This is a genomic window from Mycolicibacterium sp. TUM20985, from assembly GCF_030295745.1.
Lineage (GTDB): Bacteria > Actinomycetota > Actinomycetes > Mycobacteriales > Mycobacteriaceae > Mycobacterium.
On the sequence record NZ_AP027291.1, the window covers coordinates 3494033 to 3511977 of the forward strand.

Annotated in this window: 16 protein-coding genes, 4 tRNA genes and 2 pseudogenes; 17 read left to right on the top strand and 5 right to left on the bottom strand. The window is 62.6% G+C overall.

Annotation, left to right across the window (positions count from 1 at the left end; genetic code table 11):
* Positions 1 to 130 precede the first annotated feature (130 nt).
* Together QUE68_RS17105 and QUE68_RS17110 are read right to left on the bottom strand one after the other, a co-directional pair.
* Positions 131 to 775: a TIGR03085 family metal-binding protein gene (locus QUE68_RS17105; RefSeq protein WP_284231007.1), complete on the bottom strand. Its 645-nt coding sequence runs from the start codon at positions 773 to 775 to the stop codon at positions 131 to 133.
* Positions 768 to 1892, bottom strand: a complete 1125-nt coding sequence (locus tag QUE68_RS17110; RefSeq protein WP_286274182.1) for an FAD-dependent monooxygenase — start codon at positions 1890 to 1892, stop codon at positions 768 to 770. The genes QUE68_RS17105 and QUE68_RS17110 overlap by 8 nt, the downstream gene beginning before the upstream one ends.
* Positions 1893 to 1990: 98 nt before the next feature.
* On the opposite strand from QUE68_RS17110, the gene QUE68_RS17115 reads away from it, so the two are divergent.
* A complete protein-coding gene (locus QUE68_RS17115; RefSeq protein WP_286274183.1) occupies positions 1991 to 2566 on the top strand; it encodes a TetR/AcrR family transcriptional regulator in 576 nt (191 codons plus the stop codon).
* A gap of 188 nt (positions 2567 to 2754) precedes the next feature.
* On the opposite strand, the gene QUE68_RS17120 is transcribed toward QUE68_RS17115, so the two are convergent.
* Positions 2755 to 2829 (bottom strand) — tRNA-Val (locus QUE68_RS17120).
* 351 nt (positions 2830 to 3180) lie between these two features.
* Between QUE68_RS17120 and QUE68_RS17125 the strand changes: the two genes are divergently transcribed.
* The 5 genes and pseudogenes from QUE68_RS17125 (at position 3181) to QUE68_RS29650 (ending at position 5602) form a co-directional block, all read left to right on the top strand.
* Positions 3181 to 3453: a DUF6636 domain-containing protein gene (locus tag QUE68_RS17125; protein ID WP_286274184.1), complete on the top strand. Its 273-nt coding sequence runs from the start codon at positions 3181 to 3183 to the stop codon at positions 3451 to 3453.
* Between the two features lie 230 nt (positions 3454 to 3683).
* Positions 3684 to 3756, top strand: a tRNA-Gly gene (locus QUE68_RS17130).
* Between the two features lie 26 nt (positions 3757 to 3782).
* Positions 3783 to 3853: transfer RNA gene (locus QUE68_RS17135), tRNA-Cys, on the top strand.
* 14 nt (positions 3854 to 3867) lie between these two features.
* Positions 3868 to 3942 (top strand) — tRNA-Val (locus tag QUE68_RS17140).
* A 167-nt stretch (positions 3943 to 4109) separates the two neighbouring features.
* A pseudogene (locus QUE68_RS29650) lies at positions 4110 to 5602 on the top strand (P-loop ATPase, Sll1717 family).
* Positions 5603 to 5632: 30 nt separating this feature from the next.
* Here the strand turns inward: QUE68_RS29650 and QUE68_RS17155 are convergent.
* On the bottom strand, positions 5633 to 5878 hold the full coding sequence (locus QUE68_RS17155; RefSeq protein ID WP_284227282.1) for a hypothetical protein: 246 nt from the start codon (positions 5876 to 5878) through the stop codon (positions 5633 to 5635).
* 189 nt (positions 5879 to 6067) lie between these two features.
* Between QUE68_RS17155 and QUE68_RS17160 the strand changes: the two genes are divergently transcribed.
* On the top strand, positions 6068 to 6511 hold the full coding sequence (locus QUE68_RS17160; RefSeq protein ID WP_349816668.1) for a hypothetical protein: 444 nt from the start codon (positions 6068 to 6070) through the stop codon (positions 6509 to 6511).
* Between the two features lie 66 nt (positions 6512 to 6577).
* A pseudogene (locus QUE68_RS17165) lies at positions 6578 to 6910 on the top strand (helix-turn-helix domain-containing protein); the annotation flags it as partial.
* Positions 6911 to 7080: 170 nt separating this feature from the next.
* Here the strand turns inward: QUE68_RS17165 and QUE68_RS17170 are convergent.
* Complete coding sequence (locus QUE68_RS17170) at positions 7081 to 8445, bottom strand: GntR family transcriptional regulator (RefSeq protein ID WP_284227284.1); 1365 nt, start codon at positions 8443 to 8445, stop codon at positions 7081 to 7083.
* A gap of 124 nt (positions 8446 to 8569) precedes the next feature.
* On the opposite strand from QUE68_RS17170, the gene QUE68_RS17175 reads away from it, so the two are divergent.
* From QUE68_RS17175 to QUE68_RS17215, 9 genes are all read left to right on the top strand, one after another.
* Entirely contained in the window at positions 8570 to 9718 is a 1149-nt protein-coding gene (locus QUE68_RS17175; protein WP_284227285.1) for an ABC transporter ATP-binding protein, read from the top strand.
* Position 9719: 1 nt separating this feature from the next.
* The gene (locus QUE68_RS17180) at positions 9720 to 10826 is read left to right on the top strand and encodes an ABC transporter substrate-binding protein (protein WP_284227286.1); all 1107 of its coding nucleotides are present in this window, start codon (positions 9720 to 9722) and stop codon (positions 10824 to 10826) included.
* 160 nt (positions 10827 to 10986) lie between these two features.
* Positions 10987 to 11754 (top strand): ABC transporter permease, encoded by a 768-nt coding sequence (locus QUE68_RS17185; RefSeq protein ID WP_284227288.1) that lies wholly within the window; start codon positions 10987 to 10989, stop codon positions 11752 to 11754.
* Entirely contained in the window at positions 11747 to 12616 is an 870-nt protein-coding gene (locus tag QUE68_RS17190; protein WP_286274185.1) for an ABC transporter permease, read from the top strand. Before QUE68_RS17185 ends, QUE68_RS17190 begins: the two co-directional genes overlap by 8 nt.
* On the top strand, positions 12603 to 13595 hold the full coding sequence (locus tag QUE68_RS17195) for a sugar phosphate isomerase/epimerase family protein (RefSeq protein WP_286274186.1): 993 nt from the start codon (positions 12603 to 12605) through the stop codon (positions 13593 to 13595). The genes QUE68_RS17190 and QUE68_RS17195 overlap by 14 nt, the downstream gene beginning before the upstream one ends.
* Before the next feature lie 35 nt (positions 13596 to 13630).
* The gene (locus tag QUE68_RS17200; RefSeq protein WP_286274187.1) at positions 13631 to 14716 is read left to right on the top strand and encodes a Gfo/Idh/MocA family protein; all 1086 of its coding nucleotides are present in this window, start codon (positions 13631 to 13633) and stop codon (positions 14714 to 14716) included.
* 13 nt (positions 14717 to 14729) lie between these two features.
* A complete protein-coding gene (locus QUE68_RS17205) occupies positions 14730 to 15671 on the top strand; it encodes a sugar phosphate isomerase/epimerase family protein (protein WP_284227293.1) in 942 nt (313 codons plus the stop codon).
* Between the two features lie 38 nt (positions 15672 to 15709).
* Positions 15710 to 16615: a Gfo/Idh/MocA family protein gene (locus QUE68_RS17210; protein ID WP_286274188.1), complete on the top strand. Its 906-nt coding sequence runs from the start codon at positions 15710 to 15712 to the stop codon at positions 16613 to 16615.
* A 66-nt stretch (positions 16616 to 16681) separates the two neighbouring features.
* The gene (locus QUE68_RS17215) at positions 16682 to 17833 is read left to right on the top strand and encodes a Gfo/Idh/MocA family protein (RefSeq protein ID WP_284227296.1); all 1152 of its coding nucleotides are present in this window, start codon (positions 16682 to 16684) and stop codon (positions 17831 to 17833) included.
* Positions 17834 to 17945 lie beyond the last annotated feature (112 nt).

Here is a 17945-nt window from a genome sequence, read left to right on the forward strand (position 1 = left end):
CGGCCCGGAGTGGTTGGCTCTAGCGCCCTACGCGGTTGCAAGGGGCCTCACGGTCGACACGGCAAGCCCGCAAGCCCGTAGCAGACCCAGAGTTGTTGTCATGACCTGTGGATCGAGGCGGGTGATGAACCTACATGCCGAAGTGCGTGCGACGCACCGCCGCAACGGCCTCGGGAAGTCCGCTCACTTCGACTCGCGCGGCTGACTGACGCCCAAAGATGTACAGGAGGGTTTCGCCCGGCGGACCGCTGAGCATAGCCATCGGCTCGACCGGTCGAACCGTCACCCGCTCGTCGGTTCCGGCCCACTCGATCTCGAGCCCAGAAGCGCGGAGCCGCCGACTCAGGTAGTGGCTCCCGCGGCGCACATTTCGCCACAAGGCAGCATCCATTGCCGGCGTGAGGCTGCGGGGCCCATGCCCATTCGCTCTGCGAACGTCCTCGTGGTGAACGAAGAACTCATTCAGATTCGGGTATGAGCGGACCCATCCAATGCGGAAAAACCCGACGGGCGGGCCCTCCCGGATCCGCGCGACGAGCCACGCGAAGTCCTTCCTGTCGGCCAGCCTGACCCTGCGCCCCTCGGCGAATCGTTGGAAGGCACGAGGTAGAGCGATGCAAGGGCCGGCAACGAGATCGCGTTCTCGCAGCACGATGTGGGCGGCGAGATCGCGAGCAGTCCAGCCATCGAGCAGTGTGGGAGCGGAAGGACCGAGCGCGTCGAGGAGATCGCAAAGTTCAAGGCGCTCTCGGTTGTCCAGCGAAACATCAGCCATGAGATCGGCCCCCCAGCAGCCGAGCAAGGTTGTCACGGATGACGATACTGCCTCGGGATCGGGGTACCAGCAGCATTGCCGATGCGGTGAAGCCACGCTGCCGTCTCTTCACCAGTACGCGGTGGCGCTGTTCGTAGCGGGCCACTGCGGAGGGCAGGTCGGCGGGCGCGCGGGCGAGCTCCTCGGCGAGGGTGTGGGCTCCAGCGATGGCTAGGGTAGATCCGTCGCCGAACAGCGACAGGCTCGAAGCCGCGTCGCCGAGCAATGTCACGTGACCGGTCGACCAGTGCGGCAATCGAACTCGGCTGACCGAGTCGAAGTACAGGTCGTCCGCCGCCTGCAACTGGTCGAGGTATCTGCTGAAACAGCCGAGCCGTCCGGCGAACGCTTGGGTGACCATTCGGGTGTGCGAGGCAAGGTCGGAACGATCGAGTCCAGGCACGGCGGGATGCCGGAACATGAACGCGGCCCCTGGGGTTCCAGATGCCGGATGGACGACGAACGCACGGCCTGGGGTATTGACCATCACCACCTGGTGTTCGTCGCGGATCGGCCGGTCCACCTCTACGGTCGCCACGTACATGCCCATGTGCCGGATGAAGTCCGCCTCGGGTCCGAAGGTAAGTCGGCGCACCGTCGAATGCAGCCCGTCGGCGCCGACCACCAGGTCGAACCGCTCGGGCTCGGCGTGCTGGAAGCCGACCTGAACCCCGTCGCCGGTCTGCGTCAGCTCGGTGATCGTGTCGCCCCAGCGGATTTCGGTGTTAGCGCCAGCGGCCGACAGCAGAATCGCGGCCAGGTCGGCGCGCGCGATCTCCACCTCGCGATCCCCGGCAGAACCCTGAAAGGTCCTCATGTTGAACCCGCCTCGCTCGCGCCCGTCGGCATCGACGAAAGCGAGCCGGTTCACCTGCGTAGCCGCGGCACGTAGCTCCGGCATGATCCCCATTTGCTCGACCACGTCGGCTGCTGGTCCTTTGACGTCGACCGGATGACCACTCGAACGCTGCCCGGCGGCGTGCTCGACCAACGTGACCGTGAACGCTTTCCGTGCAAGCCAATACGCCAGAGTGGATCCCGCTATGCCGGCACCCGAGATCAACACGCTGGCACCCACGGCTGCATCCCTCCGATCGAGTGGACGAATTTCGTCCGCTTAGTTACGTTACGGTAAGCGGAAGAAATTCGTCCACCTATCCCGGAAAGGTGCGGGCGTTGACCAGTCCGTTGCGATCCGACGCGCGCAGCAACCGCGATCAGATCTTGGCCGCGGCCGAGATCGTGTTTCGCGAGCAGGGCGTCGACGTGCCGATGAAGATGATCGCTGATCGCGCGGGCGTCGGTGTCGGCACCCTGTACCGTCGGTTCCCGAATCGCACCGCGCTGATCGGCGCTGCGGGGCACGAGTATCTCAGGGGCCTGGCGAATCTGGCCGAGACAACCCGCGACGAGGCAGGCGGTGCCTGGCCCGGCCTGTGCCGCTTGCTGCGGGAATGCGCCGAATTGCGTTTGGGTGCACTGGCATCCGCGCTAGAACCAACCCTACATGCAGGCACCCTTAGCCACCCGAACCTCACCGGAGTCCGGACCACGGTGGCCGACCGGGTTGTCGCCCTGACCGCGCAGGCCCAGGCTGACGGCGACCTGCGCCCAGACGTCACCCCGCAGGACGTGGCCAACCTGATGACACTGCAGATCTACGTGCGTCCGGGCGAGTCCTATGCCGAGGCCGCCCGGCGCACGATGGACATCGTGCTGGACGGTCTGAGCCCCCGCCGGAGATCGCCTTAAGCAATTCCTGCCCGTGCCCAACGCACCACCGGGACCAAGCGCTCACTGTGGCTCAGGTTGGCGTGGCCCGAATACCGTTCGTCTGGCTAGCCCCGGTCTGTGGCCCTATTTGGGCCCTATGACACCGTGCGATGAATATCCGATTGGACGGCGCTTCGGCCAAAACCGCCCATGAGCTGCGGCTTCCCTGGTGGTCCCGGCTGGTATCGAACCAGCGACCTTCCGCGTGTGAGGCGGACGCTCTCCCACTGAGCTACGAGACCGAGGAGGCACCGGTCAATGACCGATGGACGACGAACATTATCACGCACGGGCTTGGCCCCGAGAATCCCGACTGCGTCCATCGGAGAACACCCCGGCGGTATGGTCCCGCCCATGACGTCGCGACGCGGCCTGCTCTCGCTGGTGGCGGCTGCGGCAATGCTGTGCGCCTGCGGCGGGCAAGGCGCCGAGTCAGCGTCTGCGACGGGCTCGCCGACCCGCTCGACGAAGATGGTGCAGCGAACGCCCGACAAGGCGGCGGCAACGACTAAACCGGAGGCCCTCGCCGACTTGGTGAGTTTCACGTCGCCCAGCGGCAATGTCGGCTGCTACCTCGACCCGACGACGGTGCGGTGCGACATCAGCGAACGCGACTGGTCACCGCCACCGCGCCCGCCGACTGCGAATTCGACTATGGGCAGGGAATCGCCCTCGCGGCTGGCGAGATGCCAGCCTTCGTCTTCGCGGGTGACACCGCACTCGTGGGTGGTGCGCCGCTCCCCTACGGTCAGTCGGTCACTGCGGGTTCGCTGCGGTGCGATAGCGCAGAGTCGGGGATCACCTGCATCGACTCGGCGGCGAACCACGGATTCTCGATCGCCCGGGAACGCTACGGAATGTTCTGACGCCCTTGGCATTCCGTGGATGTCAGGTTCGATATCCGACGACACACTCGCGAAGTGAGCGTCTCACGGGCCGAGGCCAGGTCTGAGGACGGCTCGCCCGCCCCCGGTGAGCGGCCGAAGCGGGCGCTGCCGCACACGCCCCAGCGGTCCGCGTCGTCGAGATTTGTGTGGCCGCGCGTCGATGCACTATCGTCGTGCTTCGCGATGGGCGAAGAACTCGCTCGTGGCGTGCGGACGTGGCGCAGTTGGTAGCGCACAACCTTGCCAAGGTTGGGGTCGCGGGTTCGAATCCCGTCGTCCGCTCGATGGTGCAGACGCATCAACCCAGCGGTGGAGTGGCCGAGTGGTGAGGCAACGGCCTGCAAAGCCGTGCACACGGGTTCGATTCCCGTCTCCACCTCCGAGATGGATCCCGCGCGATTAGCTCAGCGGGAGAGCGCTTCCCTGACACGGAAGAGGTCACTGGTTCAATCCCAGTATCGCGCACCAGTTAGACAGCAGGTCAGGCCCGGTTTTACCGGGCCTATCTTGTCTCCGTGAACTAGACGTGAACTGACGAGCGAACGTCGTCACGACACACCTCTCCGATTCGGGTGGGTTGGCCTGTCCGGTCAGTACGCTGACTCGTCGATGCAGACGCCAGATGCGGGTCAACCATGAAGTACGCCGACCTCTACTTCGGCCTCAGCGACTCTCGTAACGAGGCTATCGAGAGCCACGACGCGTTCCTGCGGAGCTATGTCGATCTAGAAGGCGCAGTCGAATCCGTCCTGAACGGGAAGAAGTTCCTTGTGCTAGGCCCGAAGGGCACGGGCAAGACCGCCCTCGCGTGGTATCTGAAAGAGACCGAATTCCAGGGCACTCACCTCGCGACCGTTCGCGACGCCTCGGACCTCCCCCTTGCAGAAGTGCCGCGCCTCCAGACTGGACAGGTCGAGGGTCCGGAGAGAACTGTCGTGGCCTGGAAATTCATACTGCTGTGTAACTACCTAGAGCTACTCTTGCGCGATCAAAGTTGTTCATTGCAACATGACAGCGAAGTTACTCGCGTCACGAAACTGCTCAAAGAGTTTGGATTTATGGGTGACGCATCAGGCAGGGCTCTCATTAAGGCGTCAACGACAACAGTTACTATTCCGATCCCCAAGCTGGGCGACATTACAAACGGGAAAGTAAATCGACTCTCAATATTTACAACTTGATACCATATATGGAGAATTGGGCATCAGAGGCCACTGCTGGCGTTCGACACGTGCTTCTAATTGATTGTCTCGATTCGATATTCCTTAACGACACGAAGTACAACGAGAGTCTTTATTCCCTCGTCCAAGCCGCTTACGGACTCAACCAGAAGTTGAAAGAGCATGTTGCTACCGGCAGTATCGTCTTGCTATTAAGGAACGACGTATTCGCACGGATCTCCCTCTCGCTGCCTGACTCGCAAAAAATGCGGGACGACCTCTCCTTTGATCTCGACTGGCGGGTGATGTCGGGGCAGGCTGGTGTCAGGGCACCGTTGTTGCAACTCGCCAATCGGAAGGCTGGCCAGGCCCTAGGCCTACCAGCAGTTGACGTTCTGAGCTACTTCCCGAGCCACATCAACTTGGGCGGCAGAGGTGGCCCCGTAAGGCGGATGCAGACCTTCCGGTACTTGATGCTTCTGACACGCCATACCCCACGAGACCCACTGCGTCTCTTTGACGAAATCCGAAAGGTCGAAGCCTCGGGAATTTATCCCGAGAGTGCGGGCAAGCTGTCGGATCAAGTGATCCTGGAAGGCGTACTTCAGTACTCGATGAAGTATTTTGTAGGCGCGATACGTAACGAGTTCGCGGGCTACAAAGGCGGACCCGAAAGCGCTGAGATCGCGATCTCTGCGTTAAAATCAATCGGTAAACAAACATTTGACCGAAATGAATTTGCGGTGGCTGTAAGCGAAGTCGCCGATGCTGACGTGGGAAAGCGAGAGCCCGACCGACTGCTTACCCTTCTTTTCTATGCTGGCGCAATTGGCAATATCGTTATGGGAGGCCACGAGACATATATGCAGTTCTATCACCGGCGAGATGAGGCCGAGATCTATCTAAAGGGGCAATTCGCCCTACATAACGCCTTGATCCATGCTTGGGGCATAAATCGCGGCCATTGATGAGTCGACTGCGCAACGCTCCTCAGTTCTTCAGCATCCGGCCGCCTCCAGCGCATCGAGGTACGGGCCTTGTTGAGCGTCTCTCGGGATGACGACCATGGGGTGTCGCGCCGTCGTTGATCTTGCCGATGTGCTGGTCGGCGTCGGCGTGGGTTTGATCTTGGTGGTCTGCACCGTCAGTGTGTCGAGGAACTGATGGGTGCACGGCGCCCCCGTTGATTTCTTGGCCGAGACGTCGGGGGCACCGTGCGTAGTGCGGAAGGCACTGATGGTCACCGTAGAGGTCGATCCCGAGCGCGTCGAGTTTCGGTTGGCTGGGGGTGATTGTCGTGTCCGTCGTGCCCCGACGGGGTGTTGGTCCGGTGGGGTTTCGCTCGGGTTCGCCGTGTCGTCGGGTCGGCCGAGCCGGTGCGGCCGCGCCGGTCTCGGTGCCGGTCGTGCGCGGCGACTCATGTGTTGTTGCCGGTGACCTTGTTGCTGCGCAGGGCCTATGTCGCGGAGCTGATCTGGGCGGCAGTGGTGGCCAAGGCGGCCGGTGGGGGGCACCACCTGGTCGGGCATCGACTGGGGATTCCCGGATCCACGGTCCGCGGCTGGCTATGGCGGATCACCGGCCGCGCCGAGGTGGTGCGGCACTGGTTCGTCTCGATCGCGGTCACCGCGGGTGTCGATGTGTCGGTACCGAGGGCGACTGGATCGCGGTGCGAGGATGTGATCGCCGCCGTCGGCGTGGCCACCGAGGCGCTGGCGGCGCGGTTCGGTGAGGGGCCGGTGATCAGTGCGGTGACGGCGGTCCAGGTCGCTGTCGTCGGTAGCGGTGCCCGGCTGCTGTCACCGGGTTGGCCGCCGGCGCCTGCACCGGTGGGTGCAACACGAACTGACCCTGACATTGGCGGGGAGGGTCGGTAAAGGTCGCGGGGATGACTGTCCAGCAATAGATCTGGATGGCATCGCCAAGATGAGGGAGCCATTCCGTTGCCTACTGAGGATGAGAAACGACGCGAGCGAAGTCATGCGGTGGGGTTGTTCCGGTACCAGTTGATCTGCCCGGCATTGGATGCGGGTTTGTCGACGAAGGCCCGCGGCCGGATCGTCCGCGAGATCGCCGCCCGTGAGCACACCAACCCGTTCGGGACGCCGGTGCGCTATTCCCGCGACACCCTGGACCGCTGGATCCGCCGCTACCGCGCCGGCGGGTTCGTCGAGCTGATCCCTTCGCCGCGGTCCTCGGCGCCGCGCACCGATGTCGCGACGTTGGATTCGGCGCCCGACGCGGCGCGTTCTACCTCTACGAGAACCGGCAAGCAGCGTGATACACCCGTCGACCAAAACTCGGATCGGGTATGTCCGCGTGAGTACGGTGACTCAGACCCTGGATCAGCAGGAGCAGGCGCTGGAAGCGTTGGGGTCTCCAAGACGTTCTCCGACACCGTGTCCGGGGGGAGGGACGATCGCCCCGGGCTGGCTGACTTGATGACCTACGTTCGTGAGGGCGACATCCGTGGCGCCCCGGTTGTCGCCCTTACCATCAATTCGGGCTGCAAGATGACCTCGCGCGGCCCGGCGGATGCGTTCTCGATTCGGGCAATGGCGCGGTCGACCGCCAATTCGGCCATCAGCGTGGTGTCCTGCGCCACCGTGGTCAGTCGAGTGTGCGGAAGTTTCGACAGCGCGCTGTTGTCCCAGCCGATAACCGAGACATCTTGGGGCACACGGTATCCCGCGTGTACCAGTGACTCGATGACGGACACCGCCAACTCGTCGTTGAAGGTGATGACCGCCGTGGGAAGGTCCGGTTCATCCAAGAGGGTTCTCGCGGCGAAGTAGCCGTCCATCTGGGTCTCTCCTCCCGCGATCACTCGGGCCTCGTCCCGATGGCCAGCCTCCTTCATGGCGGTGGCGTATCCGGTCCGTCGCGCTCGCGCGACCTCTCCTTCGCCGCCATCGATGTGCACGATGCGCCGATGACCGCGTGCCACGAGGTGGTCGACGGCTTGCTTCATCCCCGTGTTCTCATCGGTACGGACTACGTCAACCGTTTCGTCGTCGACGCTCCACCCGATGGCAACCATGGGTAGCTTCCCGGCAAGGGCTGGCGCTGGAGTCGGGGGGTCGAGCATGATGACCGCGTCCGGCCGGAATCCCCGTAGGGCCTCCACCGCGCGAAGCTCGTTACGGCTTTCGGTGATGGCACTCAGGACCAGCTCGTAACCGTGGGAACTCGCGGCGACGTAGAGCCCGTCGAGAACTTGCATGTTGAATTGAATGTTCCCGCTTACCATGCCGAACATGGCACCGAGCAGCCGCGACCTGCCTTGGTCCATCGGTGTGTGATCCGGATTCGACGCGACCACGGTGCCCACGCCGCGCGATCGGAACAACAGCCCCTTGTCGACGACGAGTTGTACGGCTCGACGGACGGTAGGACGGGATAGCGTCAGGCGCTTTCCCATCGCGAGTTCGTTCTCGAAACGGTCGCCTGGGTCCAGTTCGCCGTTGCGGATCGCAGCCTCGATTGCCTGCGCCAGCTGGTAGTACAGGGGAACGGGACTTGACCTGTCGAGCTGCACCGCTACCGGCACGTCGCCTCCGATCTGCTGAACGTCACCCGAAGTGTGTTGTAACGCTACCAAGGTGATGATTGTAATAATGTACTTACATGTATACGGACAAAGCCTGCTGATCCGATTGGCACATTGTGGCGCCCAAGATGACGAGCCACGTCGTGGCAGCCGCAGAGCGTGGCGTGACGCCGTAGCAAAGTACCGGCCAGAGCCGTCTTTGGCGCGGTGAAGCGATCGCTGGCTCGACCTCGAAGCGGTGCGCGGAGCGGAGACCGTCACGCCTCTACGCGATGTACTAACAACTTTCCATCTATTCCTGCGCGTTTGCCCGAACTGTCGTAATGTGCTGACATTCGCACGATCGCGATCGTGCGGCGGAGGACGCGGACCCGAAGGGCGGTTGGTGGTGATTGACGTGCCTGTGGACGTACCCCTTAAGACGACGTTCGGCGGCGACGACAGGGGAAACTCCATCGAGTTGCGCGGCGTCGAGAAGCGCTACGGTCCCTCCGTTGCGTTGCAGCCAATCGACCTCGACATCCTGGATGGAGAGTTCTTCTGCCTGCTCGGTCCCTCCGGATGCGGAAAGACCACGACGCTCAACATCATCGGCGGCTTTCTGGAGCCGACTGCCGGTACGGTGCGCATCGCCGGTGTCGATGTCACGAAGATCCCGCCGAACCGGCGACCGGTCAACACGGTCTTTCAGTCGTACGCGTTGTTTCCCCACTTGGACGTCGTCGACAACGTGTCGTTCGGGCTGCGGATGGCCCGTGTCGAGAAGCGTGAACGCTATAAGCGGGCGAGCGAAGCTCTCGAGTTGGTGGGTCTTGGTGCGTTCTCCAAACGCCAGGTCGGCGAACTATCGGGTGGGCAGGCCCAGCGTGTGGCCATTGCTCGCGCTCTCGTCAACAAGCCGAAGGTGTTACTCCTCGACGAGCCACTTGGCGCATTGGACCTGAAGCTGCGCAAACGCCTGCAGACCGAACTCGCCCTGATCCAACGGCACGTGGGGACCACGTTCGTCTTCGTCACCCACGACCAGGAGGAGGCGATGACCCTCGCCGATCGCATCCTCATCCTCAACGAAGGTCGCATCGAGCAGGTGGGAACGCCCGAAGAAATCTATCGTCGACCGGCAAGCTTGTTCGCAGCCGACTTCATCGGCGAGTCCAACATCTTGAGAGGCACTAGGGACGGCGACACCTTCGTCCTGGAAAATGCTGCCAGAGTGCCGATTTCAACGCGGGCGCCCGGCGATGTCAGCTCATTGTTGATCCGTCCCGAGGCAATGCGGATCGGAAGAGACGGATTCATCGATGCGCAAGTGCTCTCGCGTGGATACCTCGGTTCGACCACGCGCATCGTGCTTCAACTGGAGAATTCGGAGATCCAGGTGGTGTCGTCACTGAACGACGGCGATTTGCACGATTTAGCCGAAATCGGTCTTGAAACAGGGGACTTCGTGAAGCTCTCCTGGCCGACGGAAGCTGCCCATCCAATGGTAGAGACCCACGAAGAGTCAGGAAGTCGCTATGCCCGGAACCTCTGATGTGAAGCTAGATCGCCGCTCCTTCGTCCGCGGAGCGTTGATGCTGGGTGCGGCCAGTCCGCTTCTGTTGTCCGCGTGCGCTTCGGGGAGCAACTCATCCGGTGGCGGAGCCGACGACGGCGGCACCCTCAACTGGCTGACTTGGTCGGATCACTACTCCACCGATCAGCTCGCCAAGGTCGCCGACACGACGAAGATCACTGGTAAACCAAAGCTGTTCTCCGACAACGCTGATGCGTTCCTCCAGCTCAAACAGGCCGGAGCACAGTTCGACCTCGTTTCGGGCGACGCCCTGTGGGTGAAGAAGTACATGGAGAGCGGCTTGATCGAACCGTTCGACCTGGCTTCGATCTCGTCGAGTTCCGAGCTGTACTCGATGGCCAAGAACTTCGAGTTCATGAACGACCCCAAGGGTGCACTGGGGTATCCGTTCTCGTGGTCAACCGTGCAGATCTACTTCAACCCGGACAAGGTGAAGACCCCGCCCACTTCCTGGGAGTCGCTGACCGATCCAATGTACAAGGGCCTGGTCGTCGCCGAGAACATCCCGACGGACCTGATGGCCATCGCAGGCATCGCGACCGGTTCCAAGACTCCGTATGCGCAGACACCCGACCAGATCTCATCATCATCGAACTTCCTCGGAGCTCTCAAGCCCAACATCGTCAAGCTCGCTTCGCAGAACAACGAGATCGTGACCATGATGGCAAGTGGGGAAGCCGCTTTGTGCATCTCGAACCTCGGCACCGATGTCCGGGTCAAGGACGCCGGCGGCCCCGAGCTCAAATCGGCCTACCCGCCCGAGGGCACGATCGGATTCATCGATGCGGAGATGATCAGCGCTCAGGGCTCGAACAAGCCGCTCGTCAAGCCTTTCCTGGACGCGATGCAGAAGTCCGAGTGGATCGTGGCGAACTTCACCACGAATTGGCGTCCCTTGTTCAATGAGACGGCAGCCAAGGCTCTGATGGCAGATCCGAAGACTGCCGACAACGCCAAGAGGCTCTTCATGAACGATCCCGAGAAGGCGTTGGCAATGACGCTGAAGGGCCCGGCTCAGGACCAGCAGGCATACACCGAGGCGTTCAACCAGGTCTTCGGGGCGTGACATGACCGTTGCCTCCAGTGTCCGCGATGCGGGCGGGGGGCCGGATGAGACCGAACGCCAACGTACTCGCGGAAAGGAACAGCGTCGAGACTGGCGCCAGTACGTTGGCTTCGCACCGGCCGCAGCACTTTTCGGAGTGTTCTTCATCGCACCGCTTTGTTTGATCGTCGTATACTCGTTCTGGCAGACGAAGGACTATGAGCTGGTTCCTGCGTTCACCAAGAGCAACTACGAGTCGATCCTCACGACGAATACGTACATCAGGACGTTCGTCAAGACGGTCGTGATGGCGCTCCTGGCCACGATCAGCGCGCTGGCTCTGGCATTCCCATTCTGCTACTGGCTGGTTCGCTACGTGCCAAAGCGGTTGCAGCGGGTTGGCATTCTGTTCGTCGTCCTCCCCTTTTGGACCAGCTACCTGTTGCGGGTTTACGCATGGGTGGCGATCTTGGGCGACCATGGCGCCATCAACTCGTTGCTCAAGGCGCTCGGCTTCACCCACGAACCCATTCGACTCTTCCTGTACGACAACCCAGGCGTCTTCATCGTCCTGGTCTACTTGTACTTTCCGTTCGCGGCGCTGACGTTGTATGCATCGCTCGAGCGGTTCGATTGGCGGCTGCTCCACGCCGCCGTCGATTTGGGCGCGACACCGATCCGGGCGATCGCCAACACGCTCCTGCCGCAGATGCGTCTGGCTTTCGTGACGGCCGGAATCTTCGTGTTCATCCCGATTCTGGGCGAGTACCTGGCGCCTGCCGCGATCGGAGGTACCAACGGGATTCTGATGGGGAACCTCGTCGCCAACTTCTTCGCCGGCTACCTACTGCCGCTCGGATCGGCGGCCAGCGTGCTGATCGCACTAGTCATCTTGATCGTGCTCATCGTATTCCGTCGTAGTCTCGACACGAAGGACATCTATGCCTGACGATCTTCAGGCAGTCAACCCCCGGGCCCGTCTATTCCGAATCATTCTGTCGTTCTACGGTCTTGGCATCTACATCTTCTTGTTCGCTCCAATCGCGGTACTGATCCTGTTGTCGTTCAACGCTTCTGCCGTTGTGGGTTTTCCGATGGCAGGGTTTACGACGGACTGGTACTCCCGGCTGGCCCAGGACAACATCATTCTCGATGCGCTCGAGAAGTCGTTGTTCGTCGCCTTCTGGGTGACCGTACTCGCCACCCTGATCGGAACCGCTGCGGCCTTTCCGTTGGTGCGCGCCAATATAAGGAACCGCGGCGGGGTGCGGGTCTTCATCACGTTGCCGATCTTGATGCCGGGTCTGCTCATCGGAGTCGCGATCTTGGTGCTGGTGACCAATGTGCTCCACATCCAGCCGTCGCTGCGAGTGGCAATCATCGGGCAGACCGTGCTGTCGACCCCGTTCGTCATCCTGGTGGTGTCGTCCCGGCTCGAAGCCTTGGACCGCAACCTCGAGCGCGCGGCGGCCGATCTCGGTGCACGGTCGCTGCAGCGGCTCCTCTTCGTGGTGCTCCCCCTCATCTACCCCGGCATCATCGCGGGAGCACTGATCGCCCTCACACTCTCCCTGGACGAGTTCGTCGTCACGAACTTCATCATCGGCGCGGATCAGACGCTGCCGATCTACATCTACAACCAGCTCAAATTCGGCATCACGCCGGAAGTCAACGCTCTCGCCACGTTGATGCTGGTCGGCACGCTGGCCGTGGCGGGCGTGACATTCGGAGCATTGCGACTGGTCAAGGTGCTCACCTCGTTCAACAGGAGAACTCCCGAACTGGAGGAACCCGCTCGTGCGGCAGTGTGATGTCTCAGTAGTGCTCGAGGCCTTCCTCCGCGACTCGTTCGACGAGACGCTGGCCTGGTTGAGTTCCGAAGTTCCGGAGGTTACCGCTGTCGAGGTCGGCGCGGGCGGCTATGCACCTCATCCCCACCTCGACCCGGACGATTTGCTCGCCAACGCGCCGGCTCGCAAGGCGTGGTTGGGCATCCTCGACGGCTACGGCATCAAGCTCGACGCGTTGAACGTATGGGGTAACCCGCTGCATCCCGACGAGGCGATTGCCGTCGACCACGATGCGGCGCTGCGACGCGCGGTACGGCTGGCAGGAGAGCTGGGCACGGACACCGTCGTGGCGATGTCCGGTGCCGCCGCGGGCGCCCTGGGCGACAAAGCCGCGGTATTCGGCGCAGGCGGGTGGCTTCCGTATCTCGAGGGTGTGCACGACCATCAGTGGAACGACTCCGTGGTCCCGTACTGGTCTGAGCTATCGGATTTTGCCGCCAAGGAGAACCCCGCCGTCAAGATCTGCATCGAGTTACACCCAGGGACCACCGTCTACAACGTCGAAACCTTCGAGAAGTTCATCACGCTGGGCGAGAACCTCTACGCCAACCTCGATCCCAGTCACTTCTTCTGGATGCAGATGGACGCGGACCGTGTCGTCGAGCGAATCATGCCGCGCATCGGCCACGTTCACGTGAAGGACGTGACGTTCAACGAGGATGCACTCGGCCTCAACGGCCTGCTCGACCACCGTTGGCCGGCGTCACCAGAGAAGATGCCGTGGAACTTCTCGGTTCCCGGCCACGGCAAGGATGCTGCGTGGTGGCACCAGTTCATCGCCCGCTTCGAGGGCTCCGCGGTCCGAGCGTTCTCCATCGAGCACGAGGATCCGTTCGTCGACGCCAAGACCGGAATCAAGGAGAGCGCGGTTCTCATCAGGTCCGCGCTGGCCGGTTCCCACCAAGCGCCACAACCTAGTACAGGAGGTAGACGTCAATGACAGACCGACTCAGGGTAGGTGTCGTCGGTGCTGGAGTGATCGCACGAGTCATGCATCTGAACTATCTGCGTGAACTCTCCGATCGCTACGAAGTCGTGGCACTATGCGACATCTCGGAGGAAAACGCCGGGAACAACGCAGAGCGCTACCACATTCCGAAGACATTCACCGACTGGCGGCTGATGCTCGAAGACGCCGACATCGATGCCGTCTTCATTCTGACGTCGGGAAGTCACGCGCCCATCGCCGTCGCGGCAGCCAAGGCGGGTAAGCACATCCTGGTAGAGAAGCCGATGTGCTTCTCGGTCGCGGAAGGGATGGAAATGAAGGCCGCCGCCGACGAGGCGGGTGTGACGTTGATGGTTGCGTACCCCAAGCGTTACGACCCGGCGTACGAGCGATTCCGTCAGCTCGCGATGAACGTCGTCGAGCCGCGCCTCCTACGCGTCACCACCTTCGAGTCGCCGTTCCTGCCATACATCGGCCACTACGCTCTCGCGCCGGTCGCGCCGATCCCGGACGATGCGATCGCGAACTTCACCGCCGAGACGCAGGCCAGCATCACCCGAGCAATCGGCGAGGCCAATCCCTTCCTACGCGAGGAGTATCACCTCGTCTTGCTGGACACGCTCGTCCACGAATTGAACACGGTCCGCGGGGTTCTCGGCGAGCCGACGAGTCTCGAATACGTGGACATGCAGAGCGGTCAACTGACCGTCATCCTCAAGTTCGGTGAACTGTCGGTGGCGATCAACTGGATGGACCTACCCGGTATCACCCGTTATGGCATGGAATTCGCGCTGTACGGCCCCCAGCAGCGAGTGACACTGACCTTTCCTTCGCCGTTCCTTCGCAGCGCTCCTGCGACGGTCGAGATCATCGAGGGTGACGAAGGTACGACCAAGTCGCGCAGCATCAGTGAGATCACGTCGTACGAGAGCGCGTTCAAACTGGAGCTGGAGGCATTTCACCGCTGCGTGGTGTCCGGTGACGCGCCCGCCACGAGTGCGGAAGACGCCATCCACGATCTCGCGCTGTGCGAGGCCATCATTCGGTTCGTCGAACACCGACAGCCGATCACCGACCCGAGCGCCATTCCCGCGCTGGCGTCTGCCAACTAGAAAGAGTACGAAGATGAGCAACGACAGCAAGATCATCGTCGCCAATGCACCCGTCAGTTATGGCGCCTTCGAAGTGACCATCGGGATCGACCCGAACGTTCCCGACGGGGACGACATCATGGACCAGGTCAGCGCCGCCGGGTACGCGGGAATCGACCTCGGGCCGGTCGGTTACCTCGGCGCCGCCGACGACCTCAGTGCCAAGCTCGCCAAGCGTGGACTCGGCCTGGCGGGTGCCTACCTCGAATTGCCCTATGCGGATCCGGAGATGCTGGAGAAGACGCTTCCCGAACTCGACGCAATGCTGGACATCTTCGACTCGATCAAACCGCTCGGGCTTGGCCCTGACCCCCGCCCCACTCTTGCAGACCTGGGTGTCGGCGACGGCGCCGACGTCCGGCGGAACAACCCCGGGCTGGGAGCCCGCAACCCGTCGAGCGGATACACCGAAGAGCAGTGGGTGGAGTTCGCGAAGGGTATGGCCGTGGTGGTGGACCGGTGCCGGTCGCGCGGATACCAGCCGGTCTTCCACAATGAGACGGGCACCTTCGTCGAGGCGCCTGCCGAGGTCGAGAGGATGCTGGAGGTCTCCGAAATCGGCCTGTGCATGGACGCGGGCCACTTCCTGCTCGGCGGCGGGGATCCCGTTGAGTACGTGAAGAAGTGGGGCAATCGCATCGACCACGTCCACATCAAGACCGCGGACCTACCGCGGTTCCAGGAGGTGGTGGATCAAGGCTTGCCGACGAACGCGATCTGGGAGCGGGAGGTCTTCCCCAGACTGGGTGAAGGCGCGCTCGACGTCGATGCGTTCCTGGCGGCGCTGCGCGACATCGACTACGCCGGTTGGCTCGTCGTCGAGCAGGACATCTTCCCGACCACCGCGGAACGCTTCGCGCGCGCAGCGGCCGATCAGCGGGCAAACCGGGAATTCCTCAAGGCGCGTGGCTTATGAGTGCGCCCTTCCAATTAGGCCTCGTCGGTGGCGGGCGGATGGGACGTACCCACATGCGGGCCTTGATGGACTCGACGGAAGTGACCGTCGCCGCGGTTACCGAGCCGGTCGAGGCCGCGGCGGCGCAGCTTCGCGAACAGGGAATCGCGGTGTATCCGACTGCCGAGGAGATGTTCGACGCATCGGAGCTCGACGGTGTGCTGATCGCCGTGCCGACACCTCAACACATCGACACAACCCGCATGTCCCTGGCCGCCGGACTACCGGTGTTGTGCGAGAAGCCATTCGGCTTAGTGCCCGAGGAAGCCAGGGCCGCAGGCGAACTCGCCAGCGAACGTGGGCTGGCGTTGCAGATAGCCTACTGGCGCCGGTTCGTACCGCAGCTGGCGTCACTTCGCAGTGATGTGGCCGAGGGCAAGTACGGCGACGTGCACTTCTTGGTGTGCTCACAATGGGACGAGGCGCCGCCGCCGTTGCGCTTCCGCCACGATAGCGGCGGTATCTACGTCGACATGGGAGTGCACGAAATCGACCAGACCCTCTGGCTGCTCGGCCAGGAATTCGGCCAAGTCAAGACGCAGGTGTTTCCGACGACGGAAGACCCAGGGGCTCAGAATGACGTGGACAGTGCGCAAGCGCTGGTGATGCTTTCGGGCGGGACGTCAGCGGTGATATCGCTAGGCCGATTCTACGAAGGAGGCGACATCGTGAGCGTAGAACTCTACGGATCACGTGGTCATACCCGATTCGACGTGGTGTCGCCCGAGACCGGGGAACGACCACAACTGCACGCCTTGAAGCTCCAAGCCGAGGCGTTCGCTCGGCATGCCCGTGGTGCTGCGCAAGAAGGGACGACGGCAGAGGAAGCAGCTCGCGTGCTCGAAAGGGCCCACGGCCTGACCGAAGCTGCAGGCATCGCCGTACTAGGGGCCGCGGCCGGGTAGTCACGTGCCCGTCCACGAAACGACGATCGTGACGTCGTGTCGAACAAACATTGCGAGGCAAGCTCGATGATTGAACCTAGTGAGGACGTCGGCCATGGCAAGAGCTACTACGCCCCACCGCTGCGCGCGGCGATTGTTGGTACGGGAGGGATTTCCCGTATCCACGGATGGCGTTTGCAGGACCTTGGATCGTCGGTAGTGGGCGTCTGCGGACGCAACATCACCAACGCCCGCTCAGTTGCGGACGACTTCGATCAGTCCCGAGATGGCACGTCGCGGGTGGGTGCCTTCGATGACCTCACGGCGATGCTCGACGAGACGAGGCCCGACGTGCTGCACGTCTGCAGCCCGCATGGACTGCACGCGGCACACGCCATCGCAGCGGTTAATCGCGGTATCAACGTGATCATCGAAAAGCCGATGGCGACCGGGGCGGAAGACGCCCGCGCGTTGATCGCGGCCGCCGACGCCGCAGGCGTGACGGCCGCAGTCTGTCTGACCAAGCGTTCCTATCCGATGGTCGCCGACATGCGTGCGCGGATCCTGGCCGGCGAATTGGGGGAGGTGAACGCCGTCCGCGGCGGATTCCTGTCCTGGGACTCGAATCACGATGAATGGAGCTGGAGTTTTGATTCGTCGATAGCCGGAACGTCCTATGCCACCGCCGATCTCGGCGTGCACTGGTTGGATCTCGCCGAATACGTCACCGGCAGGCGGATCACCGAGGTCGACGCTCGGTTCTCCACGCTGCGGCCCATCCGCAACCGCGGCGGCGAACCGATCAAAGTCAAAGCCGAAGACTATGTTCGTCTCTTCCTCGAGTTCAGCGGCGGCCTCGTTGGATCGGCGACATTTTCCGGTGTGACGGCCGGGGAGCCAAACGGCTGCTCACTCGACGTCGACGGCACCGACGGTGGTTTCTACTGGAAGGTCGACCGCCCGAATGAACTCGTTCATCGGCGTACCGACGGATCGGTCGGCACCATCATTCGGAATTCGGACGTGCTTTCACCTGCCGCAGCGCGACTCTCCTTCTCGCCTGCCGGCCACGCCGAGGGCTTCGGCGATGCCTTCCGAAACCTGTTCCGCGACGTCTACTCGGCCATCGGTGGGGCCGACGTCGGCTATCCGACACTTGCCGACGGGCATCGCATGGTTGCCCTCGTCGACGCAATCCAACTCAGCGCCCAGACCCGAAGCACCGTCGGCATCGGCTAGACGGCCATGTCGTCGATTCGACGAGCTGTGCGGCGATGTCTGCGTCGGCGTTTCGCCCGCTGCGCGGTCGCGACGACTAATTTGTCGGGTCACGGGGTATGAATCGCCCTGG